The sequence below is a fragment of the Microbacterium sp. CCNWLW134 genome (assembly GCF_037083565.1).
Taxonomy (GTDB): Bacteria; Actinomycetota; Actinomycetes; order Actinomycetales; family Microbacteriaceae; genus Microbacterium.
In genome coordinates this window covers 1,426,154-1,448,498 of sequence record NZ_JBAOJU010000001.1, presented here as the reverse complement: position 1 = coordinate 1,448,498, position 22,345 = coordinate 1,426,154, and the positions used below count along the sequence as shown (strand labels likewise).

The following is a 22,345-nucleotide window of genomic DNA, read 5'->3' as shown; positions in this document are numbered from 1 at the left end:
CATGCGCCGCGGAACCTTCAGGGATGACACGGTCGACTATGCCGCCGTCGGGGCCACCCAGGCCGCCGATCTCATGCACTTCCCGCCGGAGCGGAGCATCCCGGCGGAGGAATCGTGGCGGATCGGCAGCGGCGAGGAGCGCTTCCGCGCCGCCGGCGAGTCGCTGCTCTCGTGGAGTGCGCAGCGCGGAGCCGGGTTGGAGCTGACCGACGTCCGCCCCGCCGCCGGCCCGATGTACGCCGGCGTGAGCTTCGATGAGAACGGCGCTCCCATCGCTCCGAGCAAGCTCGAAGTCGAGCAGCGCTACGACTCCGACGGCACCCCCTTCGTCACCGCCGGCGCGACCGTGCACCTGGGGGGTCGGGTCGCGGGAATGCGCGCCGACGGCGAACTGCGGGTGATCTTCGCGGTCGAGGAACCCCGCCGCATCGGCTTCGCCCTCGGCACGGTGCAGGGGTCGGTCGTCAGCGGCGAGGAATCGTTCATGCTCGACTGGCACGACAACGACGAAGTCTGGTTCACGGTTCGCGCCTTCGACGCACCGCAGGCGCTGCTCTATCGGCTCTTCCCCGCCCTCACGCGGCGCCGCCGCCGCGAACTGTTCACCCGCTACCTGCGTGCCATCTCTCCGCTGTACGCCACCCCCGCCTGAGCGTGGGAGCCGCGCTTCCCCTCGGTGAACCCGCCCCGGCCGACGGCTCGCTGCCGGCCGGCACGGTCATCGACCCGGCGGTGCCCTTCGGCGCCTATCTCCACGTCCCCTTCTGCCGGGTGCGCTGCGGGTACTGCGATTTCAACACCTACACCGCCACCGAGCTACGCGGCGCCAAGCAGGACGACTACGCCGACACTCTGTTGCGCGAAGTGGAGCTGGCCCGCCGCGTGCTGTCCGAGACCGGGCGGCTGCGACCGGTCGAGACGGTGTTCTTCGGCGGGGGCACGCCCACCCTTCTTCCCGCCGACGACCTCGTGCGCATGCTCGAGGGCGTGCGTGCGGCGTTTCCGGGGGCCATCGAGCCCGAAGTGACGGTGGAGGCCAACCCCGACACCGTCGACGAGGCGGTCGCACGCCGCCTCGCGGAGGCCGGGGTGACCAGGCTGTCGATCGGCATGCAGTCCTCTGTTCCTCCTGTGCTGGCGACGCTGGATCGCTCGCACCGCACCGACGCGGTGGCCACCGCCGTGGCTGCCGCCCGCGAAGCCGGGCTCGGTGTCAGCATCGATCTGATCTACGGCGCACCGGGAGAATCACTGGCCGACTGGCGCGTCTCGCTCGAGACGGCGATCGCGCTCGACCCCGACCACCTCTCCGCCTACGCCCTCATCGTCGAGGAGGGGACGGCGCTGGCCCGCCGCATCCGACGCGGGGAACTCGCCCTCCCCGACGACGATCTGCAGGCGGAGATGTACGAGCTCGCAGACGATCTGCTCACCGGGGCGGGGCTGTCGTGGTACGAGGTGTCCAACTGGGCTCGGACCCCCGCCGATCGCTGTCGCCACAATGCCGCGTACTGGCGGGGCAGCGACTGGTGGGGGTTCGGCCCCGGCGCGCACGGCCATGTCGCCGGAACCCGCTTCTGGAACGTGCGTCATCCGGCCGCCTACGCCCAACGGCTCGCCGAGGGCCTGTCTCCCGCAGCGGGGCGCGAGGTCCTGTCACCGTCATCCCGGCTCCTCGAGGCGGTTCTCCTCGGCGTCCGCACCCGCGAGGGTCTGGCCACCTCGTCCCTCCCACCGGGCGCAGATGCCGCCCTCCCGGGGCTCGTGGCGGACGGCCTGGTCGAACCTCAGACCATCGACCGGGTGCGGCTGACCCGGCGCGGCCGACTCCTGGCCGACCACGTCGTTCGCACGCTCACGGCCTGACATGCCGTGATCCGGCCGTCCGACGTCGAGGGTGTTCCGATAGAATTGGCACTCGGATCCCACGAGTGCCAGGGGTGTCGGCAGGCCGACGAAGGGGGTGTCATGGTCAGCGAACGCGGATTGCAGGTGCTGCGCGCCATCGTGCAGGACTACGTCGACACGCGCGAACCCGTCGGCAGCAAGGCCATCGTCGAGCGTCACGCCTTCGGCGTGTCCGCCGCCACCATCCGCAACGACATGGCTCTGCTCGAAGACGAAGACCTCATCGTCGCCCCGCACACGTCGTCGGGGCGGGTCCCGACCGACAAGGGCTACCGCGTCTTCGTCGATCACCTCGCCCAGGTCCGGCCTCTGAGCCCCGCCCAGCGGACGGCCATCTCGTCGTTCTTGGAAGGTCCCTCGGATCTCGACGAAGTGCTCGCCCGCACGGTGCGCGCTCTGACGGTCCTCACCGGGCACGTCGCGATCGTGCAGTATCCGTCTTTCGCGCGGGCGACGGTCTCCCACGTGGAGCTCGTACGCCTCGACCCACTGAAGGTGCTGGTCATCGTCGTCACCGACACCGGCCGGGTCTCGCAGCGACTCGCGTTCCCGGGAATGGAGATCGATGAGGACCGGATGCAGCGGATCCGCGGCCGGGTCTCCGACCTCGTCGTCGGAGTGCCGGTGCGGGAGGGCGTCGCCGGGGTCGCGACCGCCGTCGAGGCGGGCGAGACCCCCGGGGATCCCGACGGCCCCGCGCTCCAGGCGATCCTCCGGGTCATCGGGGAGGAACTGGACGGCTTCCGCCAGGACCGACTCGTGCTCGCCGGCAGCGCCAACCTCGCCCGCAGCGAAGCGGATTTCCGCGGCAGCATCTATCCGCTGCTGGAGGCCATCGAAGAGCAGGTGACACTGCTGAGGCTCATGGGAGAGATGGTCGCCGACGATCAGGGCCTCGCGGCGAGCATCGGCCGCGAGAACGAGCCCTTCGGCCTGAGCGAAGCGTCCGTCGTCGCGAGCGACTACGACGCGACGGGCTCTCGTGCTCGCGTCGGCGTGCTCGGACCGACCCGCATGGACTACCCGACCAACCTCGCGGCCGTCCGGGCCGTGGCGAGGTACCTCACTCGTCTCCTGGACGAAGACGAAAACGCCCGCTGACGACAGCATTCCGCAGACTCCCCGCGCCCGGCGCGGCAGGAAGGTGAAAGTGGCTGACCACTACGAAGTACTCGGTGTGGCGCGTGACGCCAGCCCCGACGACATCAAGCGCGCCTACCGACGGCTGGCGCGAGAGCTGCACCCCGACGTCAATCCCGGTGAGGACGCGGCGGAGCGGTTCAAGCTCGTCACGCACGCCTACGACGTGCTGAGCGACCCCGACCAGCGCGCCCGCTACGACGTCGGCGGCGACACCGCCTTCGGCGGAGCCGCCGGCGGGTTCGGCGGGTTCAGCGACATCTTCGAGACCTTCTTCGGCGGGGGAGGAGGCGGCGGGGCGCGCGGTGCCCGGCCGCGCTCACGGCGCGAACGCGGTCAAGACGCGCTGGTTCGGATCAACCTCGAGCTCAAGGACGTCGTGTTCGGCGTGCACCGCGACATCGAGGTCGACACCGCCGTGGTGTGCGAGACGTGCACCGGATCGTGCTGCCAACCCGGCACCTCACCCGTCACGTGCGACATCTGCCACGGCACGGGCCACGTTCAGCGGCAGGTCCGAAGCCTCCTCGGCAATGTCGTCACCTCACAGCCGTGCTCGGTGTGCCAGGGGTACGGCACGACGATCCCGTATCCCTGCGCCACCTGCCAGGGGCAGGGGCGGGTTCGCTCACGCCGCACGGTCTCGATCGACGTACCGGCGGGCGTCGAGAGCGGTCTGCGTCTCCAACTGCCCGGGTCGGGCGAGGTGGGCCCCGCCGGCGGACCCAACGGCGATCTCTACCTCGAGGTGAACATCGCACCCGACCCGGTGTTCTCGCGCGACGGCGATGACCTGCTGGCGACGCTCGAGGTGTCGATGCCCGACGCGATCCTCGGCACCCACACGACGATCGACTCGCTCGACGGACCGGTCGACCTCGAACTGAGGGCCGGCGTGCAGTCCGGCGACGTGCTGACCATCAAGGGGCGCGGCATCACACCGCTGCGCGGCTCGCAGCGCGGCGATCTTCGCGTCGGCGTGCAGGTGGTGACCCCCACACGGCTCGACCACCGGGAGCGCGCCCTCATCGAAGAGCTCGCCAAGCGCACCAAACCCGCCCCGCCGCGCCTCTCCGAATTCCACCAGGGCCTGTTCGCCAAGCTCCGGGATCGTTTCCGGAACGGCTGAGCGGTGCCCCTGCACTTCCTGGCCTCCGAGGCGACCACGACGCCCGTCGGCGGCGTCGTGACCCTGACCGGTGCCGAGGCGAAGCACGCCGCCACGGTGCGGCGGGTGCGCGTCGGTGAGAGTGTGACCGTCGGCGACGGCGCCGGGGTGTGGCTCGAGGGCGCCTGCGAGTCGGTGTCCCCGTCGTCGGTGGCAGTGCGGGTGTCGGCGAGATCGCAGATCGCCGCCCCTGCCCCTCGCGTGGTCCTGGTCCAAGCCCTGGCCAAGGGCGACCGCGACGAACTGGCCGTTCAGGCAGCGACCGAGCTCGGCGTGGACGAGATCATCCCCTGGCAAGCCGCGCGGAGCATCTCCCGCTGGGACGCGGCCAAGGCGGCCAAGGGACGGGAGCGGTGGCAGACGATCGCCCGGGAGGCGGCGAAGCAGGCCCACCGGCCCTGGGTTCCCCTCGTGTCCGAGCCGGTCACGACGGCCGCGATCGCGGCGCGTGCGGACAGCGACCTCGTCGTCGTCCTCGAGCCGACGGCGTCCGAGCGGCTGAGCGGGCTTGCCTCGCCGAGCCGCGACCTGCTGCTCGTGGTCGGTCCCGAGGGAGGCATCACCCCGCAGGAACTCGCCCTGCTGGAAGACGCCGGAGCGACCCTCCGTCGCCTCGGCGAATCCGTCCTGCGCACCTCGACGGCGGGTCCCGCAGCGATCGCCGTCGTCAGCGGTGCCCTCGGTCGCTGGTGACGGCCCCTCGGTAGACTTCCTCCATGAGCGAACCGTCGGTCTTCAGCCGTATCCTCACCGGCGACATCCCGGGAGAGATCCTCACCGAGACGGAGAACGTCTTTGCCATCCGCGACATCGCCCCCCAGGCCCCCGTGCACCTGCTCGTCATTCCCAAGACCGAGCGCTACCGCGACGTGGGGGAGCTCGCCGCAGGCGACCCGGCACTCCTGAGCGAAATGGTCGCGCTGGCCGGATCGCTCGCGGCGCAGCACGCCGACGGCGATTACCGCCTCGTGTTCAACACCGGCGCCAACGCCGGACAGACGGTCTTCCACGTGCACGCGCACGTCCTCGCCGGGGGCCTGCAAGAGAAGGAGCTTCGTGCCTGACACCCCACCCGCCGTCGAGCGCGTCCTCGCGGACGGCGTCGCCATGGTCCAGCTGCTCGGTCCGCAGGACCGTCTGCTGCGCGTGGTCGAGAAGGAGCATCCCGATGTCGACGTGCACGTGCGCGGCAACGAGATCACCCTCACCGGCGATGCCGACGCCGTGGCCGCCGCCCGCGTGCTGGTCCACGAGTTGCTGGCGATGACCAAGGCGGGACAGAGCCTCGGCCCCGCCGATGTCACCTCCGCCGACCGGATCCTCCGCAGCGACGGCGGACCCCGCCCGTCCGAGGTTCTCGGCGAGCCACTGCTGTCGACGCGGGGCCGCGTCATCCGCCCCAAGACCCTCGGACAGAAGGCGTACGTCGACGCGATCGACGATCACACGATCGTCTTCGGCATCGGACCGGCCGGTACCGGCAAGACCTATCTGGCGATGGCGAAGGCCGTCCAGGCGCTGCAGCGCAAAGAGGTCAACCGGATCATCCTCACCCGTCCGGCGGTGGAGGCGGGGGAGCGTCTGGGCTTCCTCCCGGGAACGCTCACCGACAAGATCGACCCGTACCTGCGTCCGCTCTACGACGCTCTCAACGAGATGATGGATCCCGAGATCGTGCCCAAGCTCATCGCCAGCGGCACGATCGAGGTCGCTCCGCTGGCGTACATGCGCGGGCGCACCCTCAACGACTCGTTCGTCGTCCTCGACGAGGCCCAGAACACCACGCCCGAGCAGATGAAGATGTTCCTGACCAGGCTCGGGTTCGGGACCAAGATGGTCGTGACCGGTGACATCACCCAGATCGACCTCCCGCAGGGCGCCTCGGGGCTGCGCCTGGTCACCCGCGTGCTCGATCGCATCGACGACATCCACTTCTCCTTCCTCACGAGCGATGACGTCGTACGCCACACCCTGGTGGGCCGGATCGTGGACGCGTACAGCGAATTCGACGAGCGGCGCCTGGCTGCGCGTCGCGAACGCGACGAGGCGACCGAGCTGGCTGGTCGCGCGGAGCGTCGCGCCGCGACCCGGGCCCCGGGCCCTCGCGACCGCCTTCCGAAACGGGGACGCCAGTGACGATCGAGATCACCAACGAATCCGGGATGCCGGTCGATGAGACCGTGCTCCTGCGGCTCATGGAGCACAACTTCGGCGAACTGCACGTCAGCTCGGAAGCCGACGTGGCGATCCTCCTGGTCGATGAGGGCGCGATGGAGTCGCTTCACCTGCAGTGGATGGATGAGCCGGGGCCGACCGACGTGCTGAGCTTCCCGATGGACGAGCTGCGGCCCGGCACCGAGGAGTCGCCCACGCCGGCGGGGCTCCTCGGCGACATCGTCCTCTGCCCCCAGGTGGCCGAGACCCAGGCGACGGCCGCTCGGCACTCGACCATGGACGAACTGGTCATGCTCACCACCCATGGCCTGCTGCATCTGCTCGGCTTCGATCATGCCGAGCCCGAGGAGGAGAAAGAGATGTTCGGGATCCAGCGCGATCTGATCGTCTCCTTCCAGATGAGCGAGCGCCGTCGCGCGCGGTCATGACCCCCGTTCTCCTCCTTCTCCTCGCGCTGGTCCTCATCGCCTTCGGCGCCCTCATGGCATCTATCGACGCCGCCCTCGGCGTCACCTCGCGAGGAGACCTCAGCGAGCTCGCCGAGCAGTCGCCGCGGAATGCCACGTCTCTGCGGCGGATCGCCGCCGATCCCGACGCGCACGCCACGGCCGTGGTCTTCATCCGCGTTCTCGCCGAGACGGGGGCCGCGGTGCTGGTGACGGTGTCCTTCGTCATCCTCTTCGACAGCATCCCGTGGGCGATCGTCGCCGCCATCGTGCTGATGACGGGGATCTCCTTCGTCCTTGTGGGCGCCAGCCCCCGCGGCGTCGGCCGGCGTCACGCCCGCGGTCTTCTCCGCGGCGCCGCCCCGGTCATCCGCGGCGCCCGCCTGGTTCTCGGACCCCTCGCACACGGACTCGTCGTCCTGGGCAACCGGGTGACCCCCGGTGCACCTCGGGGTGCATCGTTCGCCTCCGAGGAGCAGCTGCTCAGCATCGTCGACGAAGCCGCCTCCCACGACCTGATCGAGCAGGACGACCGCGACCTCATCCACTCGGTTTTCGACTTCACCGACACCTTCGTGCGAGCGGTGATGGTGCCCCGCACCGACATGGTCACCGTCGGGGCGACCACCTCCACCCGCGAGGCGATGCAGGTCTTCCTCGACAAGGGCGTCTCCCGCGTTCCGCTCATCGATGAGGACGCCGACGACGTGGTCGGGGTGCTGTACCTCAAAGACCTCGTGCAGTTCGGGTTCCGCGACGAGTCCGGCTGGCGCGACGCACCGGTCACGCGCATCGCCCGCAAGGCCGTGTTCGTCCCCGAATCCATGCGCGCCGAGACTCTGCTGCAGCAGATGAAGCGGGATGCGGTGCACGTCTGCCTCGTCGTCGATGAGTACGGGGGCGTCTCGGGCCTGATCACCCTGGAGGACATCATCGAGGAGCTCGTGGGAGAGATCTCCGACGAGTACGACCCGCGCGCCGACGAGGTCGTCGAGGTCGACCCCGGCCGCTACCGGGTCAGCGCCCGTCTCGGCTTGGACGCGGTGGGCGATCTGTTCGGGATCGAGCTGGAAGACGAGGACGTCGACTCGATCGGAGGCCTTCTCGGCAAAGCCCTCGGCCAGGTGCCGCAACCCGGCGCAACCGCCGAATACCTCGGCCTCCTGATCACAGGAGGCACGTCGCGCGGACGCGGGCGCGGTCTCGCGACCGTCTTCGTCGAGCGGACGGAAGAAGCCGCAGCCGCGCGGGAGCGCGAGCACAGTGAACGGGAAGCAGGAGCACGATGACAGACGATCCCGCCGACACGCCGACCGGATCGCGCTCCGGATTCGTGACCTTCGTCGGCCGACCGAACGTGGGCAAGTCCACCCTCATGAACGCCCTCGTCGGCGAGAAGATCGCCATCACGAGCGAGAAGCCCCAGACCACCCGCCGGGCGATCCGTGCCATCGTCAACCGCCCGGGCGGTCAACTGGTGATCGTCGACACCCCCGGCATCCACAAGCCCCGCACCCTTCTCGGCCAGCGGCTCAACGACCTCGTCGACGACGTGCTGGGCGATGTCGACGTGATCGGGTTCTGCGTCCCGGCCACCGACCCCGTGGGCCCCGGCGACCGACGGATCGCCGCGTCGCTGAGCGGCTATCCGCGGGCGAAGAAGATCGCCATCGTCACCAAGATCGACGCGGCCGCGCGCGAACAGGTGACCGAGAGGCTGATGGAGGTCGACGCCCTCCGTGAGGACTGGGCCGCCGTCATCCCGCTGTCCGCCCTGACCCGGACGCAGCTCGACGTCCTCAGCGACGAGGTGCTCGCCCTCATGCCGGAGGGACCGGCGCTCTACCCCGACGATGTCGTCACCGACGAATCGGTGGACGACCGCGTCGCGGAGATCATCCGGGAAGCCGCCCTGGAAGGAGTGCGGGACGAGCTTCCGCACTCGATCGCAGTGGTCGTCCAGGACATCGCACCCCGCGAGGACAGCGACCTGACCGATGTCTTCGCCGACATCGTCGTCGAGCGCGACAGCCAGAAGGCGATCATCATCGGCCACCGCGGTTCGCGCCTGCGGGATGTCGGATCCCGCGCCCGGTCGCAGATCGAGCCGCTGCTGGGCACGCGCGTGTACCTCTCGCTGCACGTGCGCATCGCCAAGGAGTGGCAGCGCGACCCGAAGCAGCTGCGTCGCCTGGGTTTCTGAGCCTGCTACCATGGCCGCATGCGCGCCGGCCTGCTTCTTCTCCTTAGCCGCCGCGGCGAGGCCTCGATCTAGGGCCACCCTCGTCGCGGAGCTCGGCGTCGGCCCGTCCCTCAGACGTGGAAGAGAAGAAGCGACATGAAGAACACCCAGCGCCCCTCGGGCATGCCGATCCACAAGTATCGGCCGTATCACGAGCAGATCCGCGTCGATCTGCCCGACCGTACGTGGCCGGATGCCCGCATCACGCAGGCACCGCGCTGGTGCGCGGTCGACCTCCGCGACGGCAACCAGGCCCTCATCGACCCGATGAGCCCCGAACGCAAGCGCATCATGTTCGACCTCCTGGTCAGCATGGGCTACAAAGAGATCGAGGTCGGCTTCCCGTCGGCCAGCCAGACCGATTTCGACTTCGTCCGACACCTGATCGAAGAGGACGTCATCCCGGACGACGTCACGATCCAGGTGCTGACCCAGGCGCGTGAGCACCTGATCGAGCGCACCTACGAGTCCATCGCCGGCGCGAAGCAGGCGATCGTTCACCTGTACAACTCCACGAGCGTCCTGCAGCGCGAGGTGGTGTTCCGCACCGACAAGCAGGGCATCGTCGACATCGCCCTCGAGGGCGCGCGGCTGTGTCGCCAGTTCGAGAAGCGCATCCCCGAGACGAAGGTCTACTACCAGTACTCGCCCGAAAGCTACACCGGCACCGAGCTGGAGTTCGCGGTGGATGTCTGCAATCAGGTCATCGAGATCTTCGAGCCGACGCTCGAGCGCAAGGTCATCATCAATCTGCCGGCCACCGTCGAGATGGCCACGCCGAACGTCTATGCAGACTCGATCGAGTGGATGAGTCGGCACCTGGTGCACCGCGAGAACATCATCCTGTCGCTGCACCCGCACAATGACCGGGGGACGGCGATCGCCGCTGCCGAACTCGGGTACATGGCCGGGGCCGACCGGATCGAGGGATGCCTGTTCGGCAACGGCGAGCGGACGGGCAACGTCGATCTGGTGGCGCTCGGCATCAACCTGCTGACCCAGGGCATCGACCCGATGATCGACTTCAGCGACGTCGATCAGATCAAGCGCACCGCCGAGTACTGCAACCAGCTGCCGGTGCACGAGCGCAGCCCGTGGGCCGGAGACCTGGTGTTCACCGCGTTCAGCGGCTCCCACCAGGACGCGATCAAGAAGGGCTTCGAGGCGATGGACGCCCGGGCGGCCGCCGAGGGCGTCTCGGTCGACGAACTCGAGTGGGCGGTGCCGTACCTGCCGATCGACCCGAAGGATCTCGGCCGGTCGTACGAGGCGGTCATCCGTGTCAACTCCCAGTCCGGCAAGGGCGGGGTGGCGTACCTGCTCAAGAGCGACCACGCCATCGACCTGCCGCGTCGCCTGCAGATCGAGTTCTCCGGTGTCGTGCAGGCGAAGACCGACGCCGAAGGCGGCGAGATCACCAGCGATGAGATCTGGCGCATCTTCACCGACGAGTACCTGCCCGCCTCCGATCCCAACGAGCGCTGGGGCCGTTTCGAGCTGCTGAGCACCCGCACCCAGAGCGACATGTCCGGTGACGTGGTCCTCGAGGTGTCGCTGCGCGACGGCGAGGAGCGCGTCGCGGCTTCGGGTCACGGGAACGGGCCGGTTGCGGCCTTCCTCGAGGTCATCCGCGCACAGGGCTTCGACGTGACCCTCTACGACTACGTCGAGCACGCCTTGAGCTCGGGTGGTGATGCACAGGCCGCGGCCTACATCGAGTTGCAGGTCGACGGTCAGCGCCTGTGGGGCGTCGGGATCGACGGCGACATCTCGACCGCTTCGCTGAAGGCGATCGTGTCGGGTGTGAACCGGTCGATCCGCACGCGCGAGCAAGCGGGAGTGCTCGCCGGAGTGTGAGCGGAGCTCACGGCTTGATGATCGGGATCCCGGTGGTCTCCACGGCGACCTTGCGGCGGTAGAGCGCCCGCTGTTCAGGCAGGGAGATGTCGAAGATCACGGCGAGGAGCCGGATGACGGCGGTCACCGCGATCCCGATGATCGCTGCCACGGCGAGCGACGCGCCGAAGGCGTGCACCACGGCGAGCACGGAACACCCGACCGCTGCGGCGACCGCGTAGAGCGATCCGACGTGCATGATCGCGATCGGCACGCCCATCAGCATGTCGCGGAGGATGCCACCGCCCACCGCGGCGCAGACGCCGACGAACACCGCGGGGACGACGGGGAGCCCGAGGGCCAGGGCCTTGCTCGTGCCGAACGCGCCGAAGAGTCCCATCGAGAGTGCGTCCAGACCGACGATCACGGCGTTCAGGCGTGCGAAGACGCCCGACAGCAGCATGCCGACAAGGGCCGCGACGGTCGCGGTGATGAGATACCAGTTGCTCTGGAGGGTCACCGGGGTGGTGTTCAGCAGCAGGTCGCGGATGAGCCCGCCCCCCATCCCCAGCACGACGCCGATGATGGCCACACCGAGGAAGTCCAGGCGTCGCTGACCGCGGAAGCCCGAGGCGAACAGCGCCCCCTGGATGCCGCCGAGCCCGACCGCGGTCAGGTCTGCCCACAGCGGAATCACGAAGAGCGGCTCGTCCACGCGTCCATTCTGGCCCGACGGACGCGATAATCGAGTGTGCCCACCTATCGCGACGAGGTCGTGGTCCTGCGCACCCACAAGCTGGGGGAGGCGGACCGCATCGTCACCGCCCTCGGCCGCCGCAGCGGCAAGATCCGCGCGGTCGCGAAGGGGGTGCGTCGCACCTCTTCCCGTCTCGGCGCCCGCCTCGAGCCCTTCATGGTCGCCGATGTGCAGTTCTCCCGCGGCCGCTCCCTCGACATCGTGCAGCAGGCCGAGTCTCTCGGCTCCTACGGCGCCGAGATCTCCCAGCACTACGACCGTTACACCGCCGCCCACGCGATGGTGGAAGCCGCCGATCGCCTGAACGACGCCGAAGCCGCCACGCCGCATTACCTGCTGCTGGTCGGGGGTCTGCGCGCGCTCGCGCGCGGGGATCACGCCGCGCGCAGCATCCTGGATTCCTACCTCCTGCGGGCGATGGCCCTCGCCGGCTGGGCACCGGGCCTGGGTGAATGCGCACGCTGCGGCGCGCCTGCGCCCCACGACCAGTTCGTCGCGCAGCTCGGGGGTGTCGTGTGCGCCGCCTGCGCCCCCACCGGTGCCGCGCACATCGATCCCGCCACGATCGGACTGCTCACCGCACTCATGGCGGGGGAGTGGGAGATCGTCGACGCATCCACCCCGCACTCCGCGGGTGCGGCGTCCGGGCTCATCGCCGCCTACGCACAGTGGCACCTCGAACGCGGGATCCGCTCGCTCCAGCATGTGGAGGCGGTCCGATGACCCCGAAGCCCTACACGCATCGCGACGCCGTGCCCTACCGTCCGCTCGATTGGACCGGCGTCCACCCGCCGGCGTTCCCGGGCGCCGTGCCGCGCCACGTCGCGATCGTCATGGACGGGAACGGCCGCTGGGCCAACCGTCAGGGCCTCACCCGGGTGGAAGGGCACAAAGCGGGCGAGGAAGTGCTGCTGGACGTCGTCGCCGGCGCCATCCAGGCCGGCGTGCGGCACCTGAGCGTCTACGCGTTCTCGACCGAGAACTGGGCCCGGTCGCCTGATGAGGTCCGCTTCCTCATGGGGTACAACCGGGATGTGCTGCACCGGCGGCGCGACCAGCTCAACGAGTGGGGTGTGCGGATCCGCTGGGCGGGCCGGAAGCCCCGGCTGTGGACCTCGGTGATCAAGGAGCTGCAGTTCGCCGAGAGACTGACGGCCGGCAATGACGTCCTGACCCTCACCATGTGCATCAACTACGGCGGCCGCATCGAGTTGGTCGACGCCATGCGCGCCATCGCCGGCGAGGTCGCTGCCGGGCGGATGCGCCCGTCGGCGATCAACGAGAAGGTCATCCGCCGCCACCTCTACCAGCCCGACATGCCCGACGTCGACCTGTTCATCCGCTCCAGCGGCGAACAGCGGACCTCGAACTTCCTGCTGTGGGAGTCGGCCTACGCCGAGTTCGTCTTCCTCGACACCCTGTGGCCGGATTTCTCCCGCGCCGATCTCTGGCGCGCGATCGATCTGTATCTCGACCGCGACCGCCGCTTCGGCGGGGCGGTCGATCAGCCGACATCCGACATCGCCGATCACGATCGGCAGGAATAGCGAGGCTGCCGGGGATGGTTGTGGTCGATATGACTGAACCCCTCCGGCTCGACGTATGGAGCGACATCGCCTGCCCGTGGTGCTACATCGGCAAGCGCAACCTCGAAGCGGGCCTCGCCCAGACCCGGACCGACGCTGATGCTCCCGAGGTCGAGATCGTCTACCACTCCTACGAGCTCGCCCCCGACACTCCGCCGGACTACGACGGCAGCGAGGTGGACTACCTCGCCGAGCGCAAGGGCGTGAGCCGCGACGAGGCCCAGCAGATGATCGACCGCGTGACCGAGGTCGCCAAGGGATCGGGACTGGCGTACCGCTACGATCTCCTCCACCATGCCAACACCGGCAAGGCCCACCGGCTGCTGCACTTCGCCAAGGAGAACGGCCGGCAGCTGGAGCTGGTCGAACGGCTGATGTCGGCGTACTTCACCGAGGGCCGGCACATCGGTGCGGACGACGAGCTCGTGCGGCTCGCCGCGGACGCCGGTCTCGACGCCGACGCGGCCCGCGAGGTCGTCGCCACGGATCGATTCGAGCTGGACGTGCGCCGCGATCAGGCGCAGGCGCAGGCGTACGGCATCTCCGGGGTGCCGTTCTACGTGATCGACGGCACCTACGGCGTCTCCGGGGCCCAGCCCCCTGAGGCCTTCGCGCAGATCCTGCGTCAGGTGTGGTCGGAGCGCCGCTCGACAGCCGAGGCCGAACCCGCCGCGAGCGCCGGCTGAGGGCGGACCGCCGGCGCGGCCTCAGCGGGGGAGGTTCTCCTCGATCACCGAGATGATGGCGGGGTCGTCGGGCTTGACGTTCGGCCGGAAGCGGTGAACCTGGCCCGAGGGGGTGATGAGGAACTTCTCGAAGTTCCAGATGATCGGCCCCTTCTTGCCCTCGAGGTCCTTGGCGCGCTTGAGTGCCTTGTACACCGGCGCCGCACCGTTGCCGTTGACCTTCACCTTCTCCTGGATCGGAAAGGTCACGCCCCAGGTCGTGGAGCAGTACTCGAGGATCTCCTCCATCGATCCCGGCTCCTGCCCCATGAACTGGTTGCAGGGGAAGCCGAGCACGATGAAGCCCCGGTCGCCGTACGTGCGCTGGAGCTCCTCGAGCTGCTCGTACTGCGGTGCCAGGCCGCAGCGGGAGGCGACGTTGACGACCAGCACGACCTGGTCGGCGTAATCGCCGAGCGTCGCCGTGCCGCCGTCAGCGGTCGTGAACGGGATGGAACGCAGATCGGTGAGGGTGGCTTCGGAGGTCATATCCCCAGGCTAAATCCGCTTTCGCGACCCCGGCCGCGAGGATGGGAGAATACAGAGGTGTCACTCGCCGTCGCCCCAGCCCCGACCCTTCGGATCGGTCCGCTGACCCTGGACGCACCGGTCGTGCTCGCGCCCATGGCCGGTATCACCAACACCGCCTTCCGCCGTCTCTGCCGTGAGTACGGTGCCGGCCTTTACGTCAGCGAGATGATCACCTCGCGCGCGCTGGTGGAGCGCAACGCGACCACGATGCGTCTGATCACCCACCACGAGTCCGAGGTCCCGCGTTCGATCCAGTTGTACGGCGTCGACCCCACCACGGTCGAAGCCGCCGTGAGGCTCCTCGTCGAAGAGGACCGTGCCGACCACATCGACCTGAACTTCGGCTGCCCGGTGCCGAAGGTCACGCGCAAAGGCGGGGGCGCGGCGCTCCCCTGGAAGCGCGACCTGTTCCGCGACATCGTCACCCGTGCGGCACGCGCCGGGGGAGACATCCCGGTCACGGTCAAGATGCGCAAGGGCATCGACGACGATCACCTGACGTACCTCGACGCAGGCCGGATCGCCGAGGACGCCGGCATCTCGGCCGTCGCCCTCCACGCGCGGACGGCCTCGCAGTTCTATTCCGGCACAGCCGACTGGGCGGCGATCTCGGCGCTGAAGGAGGCCGTCACCAGCATCCCGGTTCTCGGGAACGGCGACATCTGGTCTGCCGAGGACGCGGTGCGCATGATGGCGGAGACCGGATGCGACGGGGTCGTCGTCGGCCGCGGGTGCCTCGGTCGCCCCTGGCTGTTCGGCGATCTCGCCCGCGCCCTGGGCAGGGACGGGAGCGCCGCCGGAGAGCCTGTCGACGCCACCCTCGCGTTCGTCGCCCGCGCCTTCCGACGGCACGCCGAACTGCTCGTGGAATTCTTCGACGACGAGGGTCGAGGGTGCCGCGACATCCGCAAGCACGTCGCGTGGTATTTCAAGGGTTACCCGGTGGGGGGCGACACCCGGGCTCGGCTGGCGACGGTGTCCACGCTCGCGGAGATCGACGAACTCCTCGCCACCCTCGACCTCGACGCCCCGTACCCGGGCGCACCCGCCGAGGGCCAGCGCGGCCGCGCCGGCACGCCCAAGCGGCCGGCGCTGCCGGACGGATGGCTCGACTCCCGCGACATCGGAGCCGACGCCTCCACCACCCTCGCCGAGGCCGAACTCGATCACAGCGGTGGCTGACCCGGTGGCGGCATTCCCGGCGAGCGAGGGCGCGGCCGGTCACGGCTCCTCCGCAGCGTGGAACGGCGGAGCAGGACTCGGCGTGGCACCCGGTCGACCGACCGGCTATGACGACGGTGACGCCGAGCGCTTCCACACCGAGACCCATCGGTCCCAGCGCGATGACTTCGCACGGGATCGCGCCCGCGTGCTCCACTCCGCGGCATTGCGTCGGCTGGCAGCGAAGACGCAGGTGCTGAGCCCGGCCAGCCCCGCGGATTTCGCACGCAACCGACTGACGCACTCGCTCGAGGTCGCCCAGGTCGGGCGCGAGCTCGCAACCGCCCTCCGGCTCTCGCCCGATGTGGTCGACACCGCGTGCCTCAGCCATGACCTCGGGCATCCGCCCTTCGGTCACAACGGAGAGCGCGCGCTCAACGACTGGGCCGACGACATCGGCGGCTTCGAAGGCAATGCGCAGACCCTCCGCATCCTCTCGCGACTCGAACCGAAAGTGTTCGACCCCGCCGGCCGGAGCGTCGGACTGAATCTCACCCGCGCGAGCCTCGACGCGACGTGCAAGTATCCGTGGACCGCCGACCATCCGGTGCCCGATCCCGGCGGTCGGCTGAAGTTCGGCGTCTACCCGGATGACGAGCCGGTTTTCCGTTGGATGCGCGAGGGCGCCCCGGGGCGGGTGCGGTGCATCGAGGCCGAGGTCATGGACCTCTCCGACGACATCGCCTACTCGGTCCACGACTTCGAAGACGCCGTCGTCAACGGGTACCTCGACCCCGCCCGCCTTGCCGACCCCGCCGAGCACGAGCATCTCCTCACGGCCGTCCAGACCTGGGTGGGGTTCGACTTCGCCCGCGACGAGCTGGCCGATGCGCTCTATCGGCTCATGCGTCTTCCGGAATGGATCATCGAGTTCCGCGGCACACGCCAGGATCTTGCCCGGCTGAAGAACCTGACCTCGGATCTCATCGGTCGATTCGCCCGTGCGGCGACGACCGCCACCCGCGATGCGTACGACGCCTCTGTCCTCACCCGGTACCGTGCCCACGTCGTGGTGCCGCGTGTCATCGAGGCGGAGATGGCGGTTCTCAAGGGCATCATCGGTGCGACGGTGGTCTCGATCGACGGGCGGAAGACCCTGTACAAAGAGCAGCGTCGCGCGCTCAAGCGGCTCGCAACGGCGCTGTGGGACGAGCCGGCGCACCTCGACGCCATGCACGCAGAGGACTTCGTCTCCGCCGAGACCGAGAGCGCACGTCGACGAGTCATCGTCGATCAGGTGGCGAGCCTCACCGATCAGCTCGCCATCGCCTGGCACACGCGCCTCGTGGGTGAGATCGACGCCGCCGCGCTCGGAATCTGGGCTCCCGGCTCGAGACGTCCGACGGCGGAATCGGGGCCGCGCTGATGGCCGGGCGCATCCGTCAGGCCGATGTGGAGGAAGTGAAGGCCCGCACCAACATCGGTGACATCATCGGCGAGCGTGTGGCTCTGAAATCCGCGGGCGTCGGGTCGTTGAAGGGCCTCTGCCCCTTCCATGACGAGCGCAGCCCGAGCTTCCACGTCCGCCCCCAGGTCGGCTTCTACCACTGCTTCGGGTGCGGCGAGTCGGGAGATGTCTACACGTTCCTCCGGAAGATGGACCACGTGTCATTCACGGAGGCGGTCGAACGTCTCGCCGGACGGATCGGGTACGCGCTCCACTACGAGGACGGCGGTGCTGCGCCCGAGACGACCGGACGCAGCCGGCTCTATGCGGCCAACGCGGCGGCGGGGGACTACTTCCGCTCCCAGCTCGTCACTCCGGACGCCGCCGCGGCACGCACCTTCCTCGGAGAGCGCGGATTCGACGCCGGCGCGGCCGCGCACTTCGGCGTGGGGTACGCGCCCCGGGGGTGGTCGCACCTGATGGACCACCTGACCGCCCAGGGATTCAGCCGCGAGGAGCTCACCACCGCGGGTCTGGTCTCGCAGGGTCAGCGCGGTGTCTACGACCGGTTCCGCGGCCGCCTGGTCTGGCCGATCCGCGACGTCACCGGGCAGGTGATCGGCTTCGGAGCCCGGAAGCTGTATGAGGACGATGGCGGACCGAAGTATCTCAACACCCCGGAGACCCCGATCTACCGCAAGGCGCAGGTGCTTTACGGGCTCGACCTCGCCAAGCGCGACATCTCGCGCGATCACCGCGTGGTGGTGGTCGAGGGCTACACCGATGTGATGGCCTGCCACCTCGCGGGGGTCACCACCGCCGTGGCCACCTGCGGCACCGCCTTCGGAACCGATCACATCACGGTGCTGCGTCGCGTGATGGGCGATGACAGCGCGGCCGGCGAGGTGGTCTTCACCTTCGATCCCGACGCGGCGGGCCAGAAGGCGGCACTGCGCGCCTTCGGGGACGAGAAGCGGTTCGCCGCGCAGACGTACGTCGCGGTCGCACCCGAGGGCCTGGACCCGTGCGATCTCCGCATGACGAAGGGGGATGCCGCGGTGCGCGCCCTCATGGACCACAAGGCGCCCATGTTCGAGTTCGTGATCGACCAGCGGTTGGCCGGGTTCGACCTCGCATCCGTGGAGGGGCGTGCAGGCGCGCTCGGAGCCGCGGCGCCGATCGTGGCGGAGATCCGCGACCCGGCCCTCCGTCCGGGCTACACCCGCGTCCTCGCCCGTCGGCTCGGGCTCGACCTCGGGGAGGTCTCCGCCGCCGTCGAACGTGCGGCGCGTGGCGCCGCACGCGATCACGCCGCTGAGCCCCGAAACAAGAACCCGCGCGACGGCGATGCGGACCGCGCGGGTGGGCGCGGCGGACGGCCTGTCGAAGACCACCCTCCGGCGGGGGAGGACCATCAGGTCCGTCCGAGCGTGGCGACGTTGCCTCGCACAGCGGACGCCGCCCTCGAGCGCGACGCCCTCACGGGCTTCCTGCAGTTCGGGCATCGGATCGACGCGGCACTTCGCACCCGTGCCCTGGCGCAGCCCTTCCGGGTACCCGCACTCGAAGCCGTGCGTCAGACCCTCGCGGTCGTGCCGGACCTGGACCGGATGGGGTGGGCCGCGGACGCGGTCTCGGAGGTGCGCGAGCCGTACCGGTCGCTCGCCGCCGAGCTTCTGACCCGCGCCTTCCCCGCGCTGACCGACGACGCCGCCGTCGCCTCCACGGCCGATCTCGCCCGTCGCGTCGTCCTGCGCGGCATCGAAGAGGAGAAGCGCGAACTGCTCCGTGCCATTCAGCGGGTGGCACCCGATTCCGAGGAGGGCCGCGCGGTTCGACTGCGTCTGCGTGAACTCGACCACGATCGGCAGGTGGTCACGGCCGAAAGCTGAACGTTCGGTCGCCGGCGCCTCGCTGACCAGGCATGATGGGGCTATGGCCCCGCCACGAGACGATGACGTCGCGATCCACAGCCGTGATCTGTCCCTGGCGTGGAACCCTCGTCTCGGCGCCCTCCGGGTGGTCGAGGGCGTGTCGTTCCAACTGCCGCGAGCCCGCACGCTGGCGGTGATGGGGCCGACGGGCGCGGGAAAGTCCAGCCTGCTGATGACGCTCGCGGGGTTCGCCCCGGCCGATCTCGGTGTGGTCGGCGGAGACGCTCTGGTCGAGGGCATCTCGGTTCGCCGCCCGGGGCGCAAGCATCGGGTTCTGACCTACGTGGCCGGCTTCCTGCCGCAGGGAGCCGGAGCGAAGCTCCCCGCACGGCTGACGGTGTCCGAGACGATCGCCGAGCCGGTGACCAGCCGCGATCGTCGTGTCAATCAGCGGGCGCTGTCGATCCGGGTCGCCGCACTGCTCGACGAGATGATGCTGCCGCTGGGGGCGGCGGCGAAGTACCCCTACGAACTCAGCGCAGGCATGCGCCAGCGCGTGGCGTTCGCGCGAGCCCTCATGCTCCAGCCGAAGGTATTCCTCGCCGACGAACCCTTCGCCAACATGGATGTCGAAGTGCGACGTGCGGCGCATAACGCCATCCGGCGGCGTCGCGATGACGTCGGCATGGCCAGCGTCATCGTGACGAACGAGGAAGACGTGGCACGCGACCTCGACGCACAGGTGCTCGTCCTGCGCGGGGGCCATCCGGTCGCCGCCGGCCGGCACCTCGATGATCTCCTCTGGACGCCTGGAGGCGCAGAGGACCGGCGGCGCGCTGCATCCTGATGTCCCTCTGCCGACCGATGTCACGGGGACCCCTCCACGTTTGCTAGCATGGTCGGGTTGCCCGCGCTGCGGCGAGGGGACATTCCTCCATAGCTCAATTGGCAGAGCAATCGGCTGTTAACCGATAGGTTCTTGGTTCGAGTCCAAGTGGGGGAGCGCAAACGGCCCGGGGCTCCACCCCCGGGCCGTTTCTTCGTGTACGCGGCGGATCACTTCCTCTCGCTCAGCGCGAGGACATTCCCCTCGGTGTCCGTGAACCAGGCCGCCCGCTCCGTCGCCAGATCGGCCACACCGTCGACCGTGGTCAGGCCGGGGAAGTCATATTCCTCGAACGTCACCCCGCGTTCGCGGAGCGAGGCCATATCCCTGTCCAGGTGTGGTGTCTCGATGGCGAAGACGGTGTTCTTCGCGGTGCCCGCGAAGCCCGTGCGATACAGGAGCACCTGCGTCTGCCCGAGTCGATAGAACACCTCCTCCTCCGACGGATCGGTCACCGGGGTCAGACCGAGCACGCCCTCGTAGAACCCACGCGCGCGAGCCAGGTCCGACGCGGCGATGACTGCCACGCCATGCGCGTCTTCGAACATGGTGCCCTCACCTTCCTTCTCTCTTGCCCTCGTGCGCGACGGTACTCCTGCTTCCCCCGACGCGAAACGCCCCCATGCGCAACGACAGGCCCTCGCTTCTGCGAAGGCCTGTCGGGAGGGGGAGCGGCGCGTCTCAGGCGTCGAGATCGTCGACGCCTGGCATCCATGCCGAGCCGGGACGACCCCAGCCGCGCTTGCGCGCGATCTTCTGCACGGTCTTCCACTCCCCATCGTCGAGCCTGTCGATGTAGAGGACGCCGTCGAGGTGGTCGAACTCGTGCTGCAGGATGCGAGCGCGCCAGCCTTCCACATCCAGCGAGACGGGCCGCCCCTCGAGATCGTGCCCCGTCACACGAACTCGATCCGACCGGCGAAGCGGGAATCGCTCGCCGGGGAACGACAGGCAGCCCTCCGACTCCTCGTCGGGGTCGGGCTCGCCGGGCACCGTCGGCAGCATCCACAGTTCGGGGTTGATGACCACCCCGCGCCAGGGGAGACCCTCGTCGTCCTCGTAGGAATACGTGAAGATGCGCAGCGGCACGCCGACCTGGGGGGCCGCGAGACCCACGCCGGGGGCCGCGTCCATCGTCTCGAACATGTCGGTGACCAGTGACCGGATCTCGTCGGTGATCTGTTCCACAGGCGCGGCGGGGGCGTGGAGCACCGGGTCTCCCATGATGCGAATCGGTCGAACGGCCATGTCTCGAGCCTATCGACGCGGCGTGGCGGGTATGGTCGAGGGGTGCTGAGCGCAGACGTACAACTGGAGGATGTCGGCGAGGTCCTCGTCGGTGTGTTCCAGAATCCAGGACTGCTGATCGGCATTCCTCTGGCGTTGCTCGGCGCGGTGTTCATGTCGTTCGGCGCGCAGTACCAGCACCGCGGCGTCGCCAAAGTCGAACAGATGAGCGGCGCCGGAGGGGCGGGCGGTCTCAGCGGCGGTCAGCTGCTGCGCCTGCTGTCGCGGCCGTCGTGGGTGATCGGCACGATGATGCTGGGGCTGGCGATCGCCTGCCAACTCGCCGCCCTCTCGTTCGCACCGCTCATCGTCGTCCAGCCGCTCGGCGCGATCGCTCTGGTGATCACCACCCTGTTGAACGCCCGGATCAGCGGACACAAGCCGACGAGGCGTTCGCTCATCGCCATCGCCGCCTGTGTCGGCGGCATCTTCATCTTCGTCACGATCGCCGCGCTCTTCGCCACCGAATCGCCCATCTCCGACGGGCAGCTCATCACGATCCTCCTCATCCTCGCCGGAGTCACCATCGCCTTCGCGGGTCTGTGGGTGTGGCTGCGCAAACGGATGGGCGCACTTTTCTACATCATGGCCGCGGGGGTGATCTACGGTTTCGTCGCGACGCTGGCGAAGGTCATCATCGTGCGGATCCAGAATCAGAATTTCGAGTGGCTGACGCTGCTCTGCCTCATCGCGCTGCTGATCGGAACGGGGATCGGCGCGTACTTCGTGCAGACCGCGTACTCGTCCGGTCCGCCCGACCTCGTCATCGCGGGCCTCACGGTGATCGATCCCATCGTGGCGATCCTCATCGGCCTCATCGTCCTCGGTGAGGCCGCGACCGCGCCGCTCTGGGCCAACATCGGCTTCCTGATCGCCGGCGTCCTCGCGGTGTGGGGGGTGTTCCAACTGGCCCGCTACCACCCGCAGATCGTCAGTGACAGCAAGGAGATCCCCATCCAGCGAGGCTCGGACGGCGACGGCACCGTCGCGGGCCCCAGCACCGGATCGATCCGGGTCACCGAGGCCGTCGCGAAGGTCTGGCCGGAACCGCCGGTGCGCGACCGCGACGATCCACGCCGCTGATCCTCGTCGGCGTCATTGGTAGGGCGGGTGGGACTTGAACCCACGATCGTCGGGTTATGAGCCCGCTGCCTTGACCAGCTTGGCCACCGCCCC

General features: G+C 69.2%; 23 protein-coding genes and 2 tRNA genes. 20 read left to right on the top strand and 5 right to left on the bottom strand.

The window, feature by feature from the left end; all coding sequences use genetic code 11:
* Position 1 precedes the first annotated feature (1 nt).
* The 11 genes from V6S02_RS06875 (at position 2) to leuA (ending at position 10,936) form a co-directional block, all read left to right on the top strand.
* Positions 2 to 652 (top strand): DUF1990 family protein, encoded by a 651-nt coding sequence (locus V6S02_RS06875; RefSeq protein WP_336400311.1) that lies wholly within the window; start codon positions 2 to 4, stop codon positions 650 to 652.
* Positions 653 to 654: 2 nt separating this feature from the next.
* Positions 655 to 1,866, top strand: coding sequence for a radical SAM family heme chaperone HemW (hemW, locus tag V6S02_RS06870; protein ID WP_336400310.1), 1,212 nt, complete (start codon positions 655 to 657; stop codon positions 1,864 to 1,866).
* A 102-nt stretch (positions 1,867 to 1,968) separates the two neighbouring features.
* A complete protein-coding gene (gene hrcA / locus V6S02_RS06865; protein WP_336400309.1) occupies positions 1,969 to 3,009 on the top strand; it encodes a heat-inducible transcriptional repressor HrcA in 1,041 nt (346 codons plus the stop codon).
* 49 nt (positions 3,010 to 3,058) lie between these two features.
* The gene (dnaJ, locus tag V6S02_RS06860) at positions 3,059 to 4,177 is read left to right on the top strand and encodes a molecular chaperone DnaJ (protein ID WP_124293316.1); all 1,119 of its coding nucleotides are present in this window, start codon (positions 3,059 to 3,061) and stop codon (positions 4,175 to 4,177) included.
* Positions 4,178 to 4,180: 3 nt separating this feature from the next.
* Positions 4,181 to 4,909, top strand: coding sequence for a 16S rRNA (uracil(1498)-N(3))-methyltransferase (locus V6S02_RS06855; protein ID WP_336400308.1), 729 nt, complete (start codon positions 4,181 to 4,183; stop codon positions 4,907 to 4,909).
* 23 nt (positions 4,910 to 4,932) lie between these two features.
* Positions 4,933 to 5,280 carry an HIT domain-containing protein gene (locus V6S02_RS06850; protein ID WP_124293314.1) on the top strand — a complete coding sequence of 116 codons (348 nt, stop codon included), beginning with the start codon at positions 4,933 to 4,935 and terminating at the stop codon, positions 5,278 to 5,280.
* 43 nt (positions 5,281 to 5,323) lie between these two features.
* Entirely contained in the window at positions 5,324 to 6,352 is a 1,029-nt protein-coding gene (locus V6S02_RS06845) for a PhoH family protein (RefSeq protein ID WP_124294466.1), read from the top strand.
* Positions 6,349 to 6,819 carry an rRNA maturation RNase YbeY gene (gene ybeY / locus V6S02_RS06840; RefSeq protein ID WP_336400307.1) on the top strand — a complete coding sequence of 157 codons (471 nt, stop codon included), beginning with the start codon at positions 6,349 to 6,351 and terminating at the stop codon, positions 6,817 to 6,819. Before V6S02_RS06845 ends, ybeY begins: the two co-directional genes overlap by 4 nt.
* On the top strand, positions 6,816 to 8,126 hold the full coding sequence (locus tag V6S02_RS06835; RefSeq protein ID WP_336400306.1) for a hemolysin family protein: 1,311 nt from the start codon (positions 6,816 to 6,818) through the stop codon (positions 8,124 to 8,126). The genes ybeY and V6S02_RS06835 overlap by 4 nt, the downstream gene beginning before the upstream one ends.
* Positions 8,123 to 9,040, top strand: coding sequence for a GTPase Era (gene era, locus V6S02_RS06830; protein WP_336400305.1), 918 nt, complete (start codon positions 8,123 to 8,125; stop codon positions 9,038 to 9,040). Before V6S02_RS06835 ends, era begins: the two co-directional genes overlap by 4 nt.
* Before the next feature lie 135 nt (positions 9,041 to 9,175).
* A complete protein-coding gene (gene leuA / locus V6S02_RS06825) occupies positions 9,176 to 10,936 on the top strand; it encodes a 2-isopropylmalate synthase (RefSeq protein WP_336400304.1) in 1,761 nt (586 codons plus the stop codon).
* Positions 10,937 to 10,943: 7 nt separating this feature from the next.
* Here leuA and V6S02_RS06820 read toward each other — a convergent pair whose 3' ends face one another.
* A complete protein-coding gene (locus V6S02_RS06820; RefSeq protein ID WP_124293309.1) occupies positions 10,944 to 11,630 on the bottom strand; it encodes a trimeric intracellular cation channel family protein in 687 nt (228 codons plus the stop codon).
* Positions 11,631 to 11,666: 36 nt separating this feature from the next.
* Between V6S02_RS06820 and recO the strand changes: the two genes are divergently transcribed.
* From recO to V6S02_RS06805, 3 genes are read left to right on the top strand one after another with little or no spacing between them, the layout of a single operon-like run.
* Entirely contained in the window at positions 11,667 to 12,395 is a 729-nt protein-coding gene (gene recO, locus V6S02_RS06815) for a DNA repair protein RecO (protein WP_124293308.1), read from the top strand.
* Positions 12,392 to 13,219 (top strand): isoprenyl transferase, encoded by an 828-nt coding sequence (locus V6S02_RS06810; protein ID WP_124293307.1) that lies wholly within the window; start codon positions 12,392 to 12,394, stop codon positions 13,217 to 13,219. Before recO ends, V6S02_RS06810 begins: the two co-directional genes overlap by 4 nt.
* A gap of 29 nt (positions 13,220 to 13,248) precedes the next feature.
* Positions 13,249 to 13,944, top strand: coding sequence for a DsbA family oxidoreductase (locus tag V6S02_RS06805; protein ID WP_336400303.1), 696 nt, complete (start codon positions 13,249 to 13,251; stop codon positions 13,942 to 13,944).
* 21 nt (positions 13,945 to 13,965) lie between these two features.
* Here V6S02_RS06805 and V6S02_RS06800 read toward each other — a convergent pair whose 3' ends face one another.
* Positions 13,966 to 14,472, bottom strand: a complete 507-nt coding sequence (locus V6S02_RS06800) for a glutathione peroxidase (protein WP_336400302.1) — start codon at positions 14,470 to 14,472, stop codon at positions 13,966 to 13,968.
* Between the two features lie 57 nt (positions 14,473 to 14,529).
* Between V6S02_RS06800 and dusB the strand changes: the two genes are divergently transcribed.
* From dusB to V6S02_RS06775, 5 genes are all read left to right on the top strand, one after another.
* Complete coding sequence (dusB, locus tag V6S02_RS06795; protein WP_336400301.1) at positions 14,530 to 15,696, top strand: tRNA dihydrouridine synthase DusB; 1,167 nt, start codon at positions 14,530 to 14,532, stop codon at positions 15,694 to 15,696.
* Between the two features lie 82 nt (positions 15,697 to 15,778).
* Positions 15,779 to 17,101, top strand: coding sequence for a deoxyguanosinetriphosphate triphosphohydrolase (locus V6S02_RS06790; RefSeq protein WP_336400793.1), 1,323 nt, complete (start codon positions 15,779 to 15,781; stop codon positions 17,099 to 17,101).
* On the top strand, positions 17,101 to 19,014 hold the full coding sequence (gene dnaG / locus V6S02_RS06785; RefSeq protein ID WP_336400300.1) for a DNA primase: 1,914 nt from the start codon (positions 17,101 to 17,103) through the stop codon (positions 19,012 to 19,014). Before V6S02_RS06790 ends, dnaG begins: the two co-directional genes overlap by 1 nt.
* Before the next feature lie 43 nt (positions 19,015 to 19,057).
* Positions 19,058 to 19,843, top strand: coding sequence for an ATP-binding cassette domain-containing protein (locus V6S02_RS06780; RefSeq protein ID WP_336400299.1), 786 nt, complete (start codon positions 19,058 to 19,060; stop codon positions 19,841 to 19,843).
* Between the two features lie 83 nt (positions 19,844 to 19,926).
* A tRNA-Asn gene (locus tag V6S02_RS06775) sits at positions 19,927 to 19,999 on the top strand.
* Between the two features lie 53 nt (positions 20,000 to 20,052).
* Here the strand turns inward: V6S02_RS06775 and V6S02_RS06770 are convergent.
* Both V6S02_RS06770 and def read right to left on the bottom strand, forming a co-directional pair.
* Positions 20,053 to 20,430, bottom strand: coding sequence for a VOC family protein (locus V6S02_RS06770; protein WP_124293302.1), 378 nt, complete (start codon positions 20,428 to 20,430; stop codon positions 20,053 to 20,055).
* 133 nt (positions 20,431 to 20,563) lie between these two features.
* Positions 20,564 to 21,130, bottom strand: coding sequence for a peptide deformylase (gene def, locus V6S02_RS06765; RefSeq protein WP_336400298.1), 567 nt, complete (start codon positions 21,128 to 21,130; stop codon positions 20,564 to 20,566).
* Between the two features lie 42 nt (positions 21,131 to 21,172).
* On the opposite strand from def, the gene V6S02_RS06760 reads away from it, so the two are divergent.
* Entirely contained in the window at positions 21,173 to 22,252 is a 1,080-nt protein-coding gene (locus tag V6S02_RS06760) for a DMT family transporter (RefSeq protein WP_336400297.1), read from the top strand.
* A 16-nt stretch (positions 22,253 to 22,268) separates the two neighbouring features.
* Here the strand turns inward: V6S02_RS06760 and V6S02_RS06755 are convergent.
* A tRNA-Ile gene (locus tag V6S02_RS06755) sits at positions 22,269 to 22,345 on the bottom strand.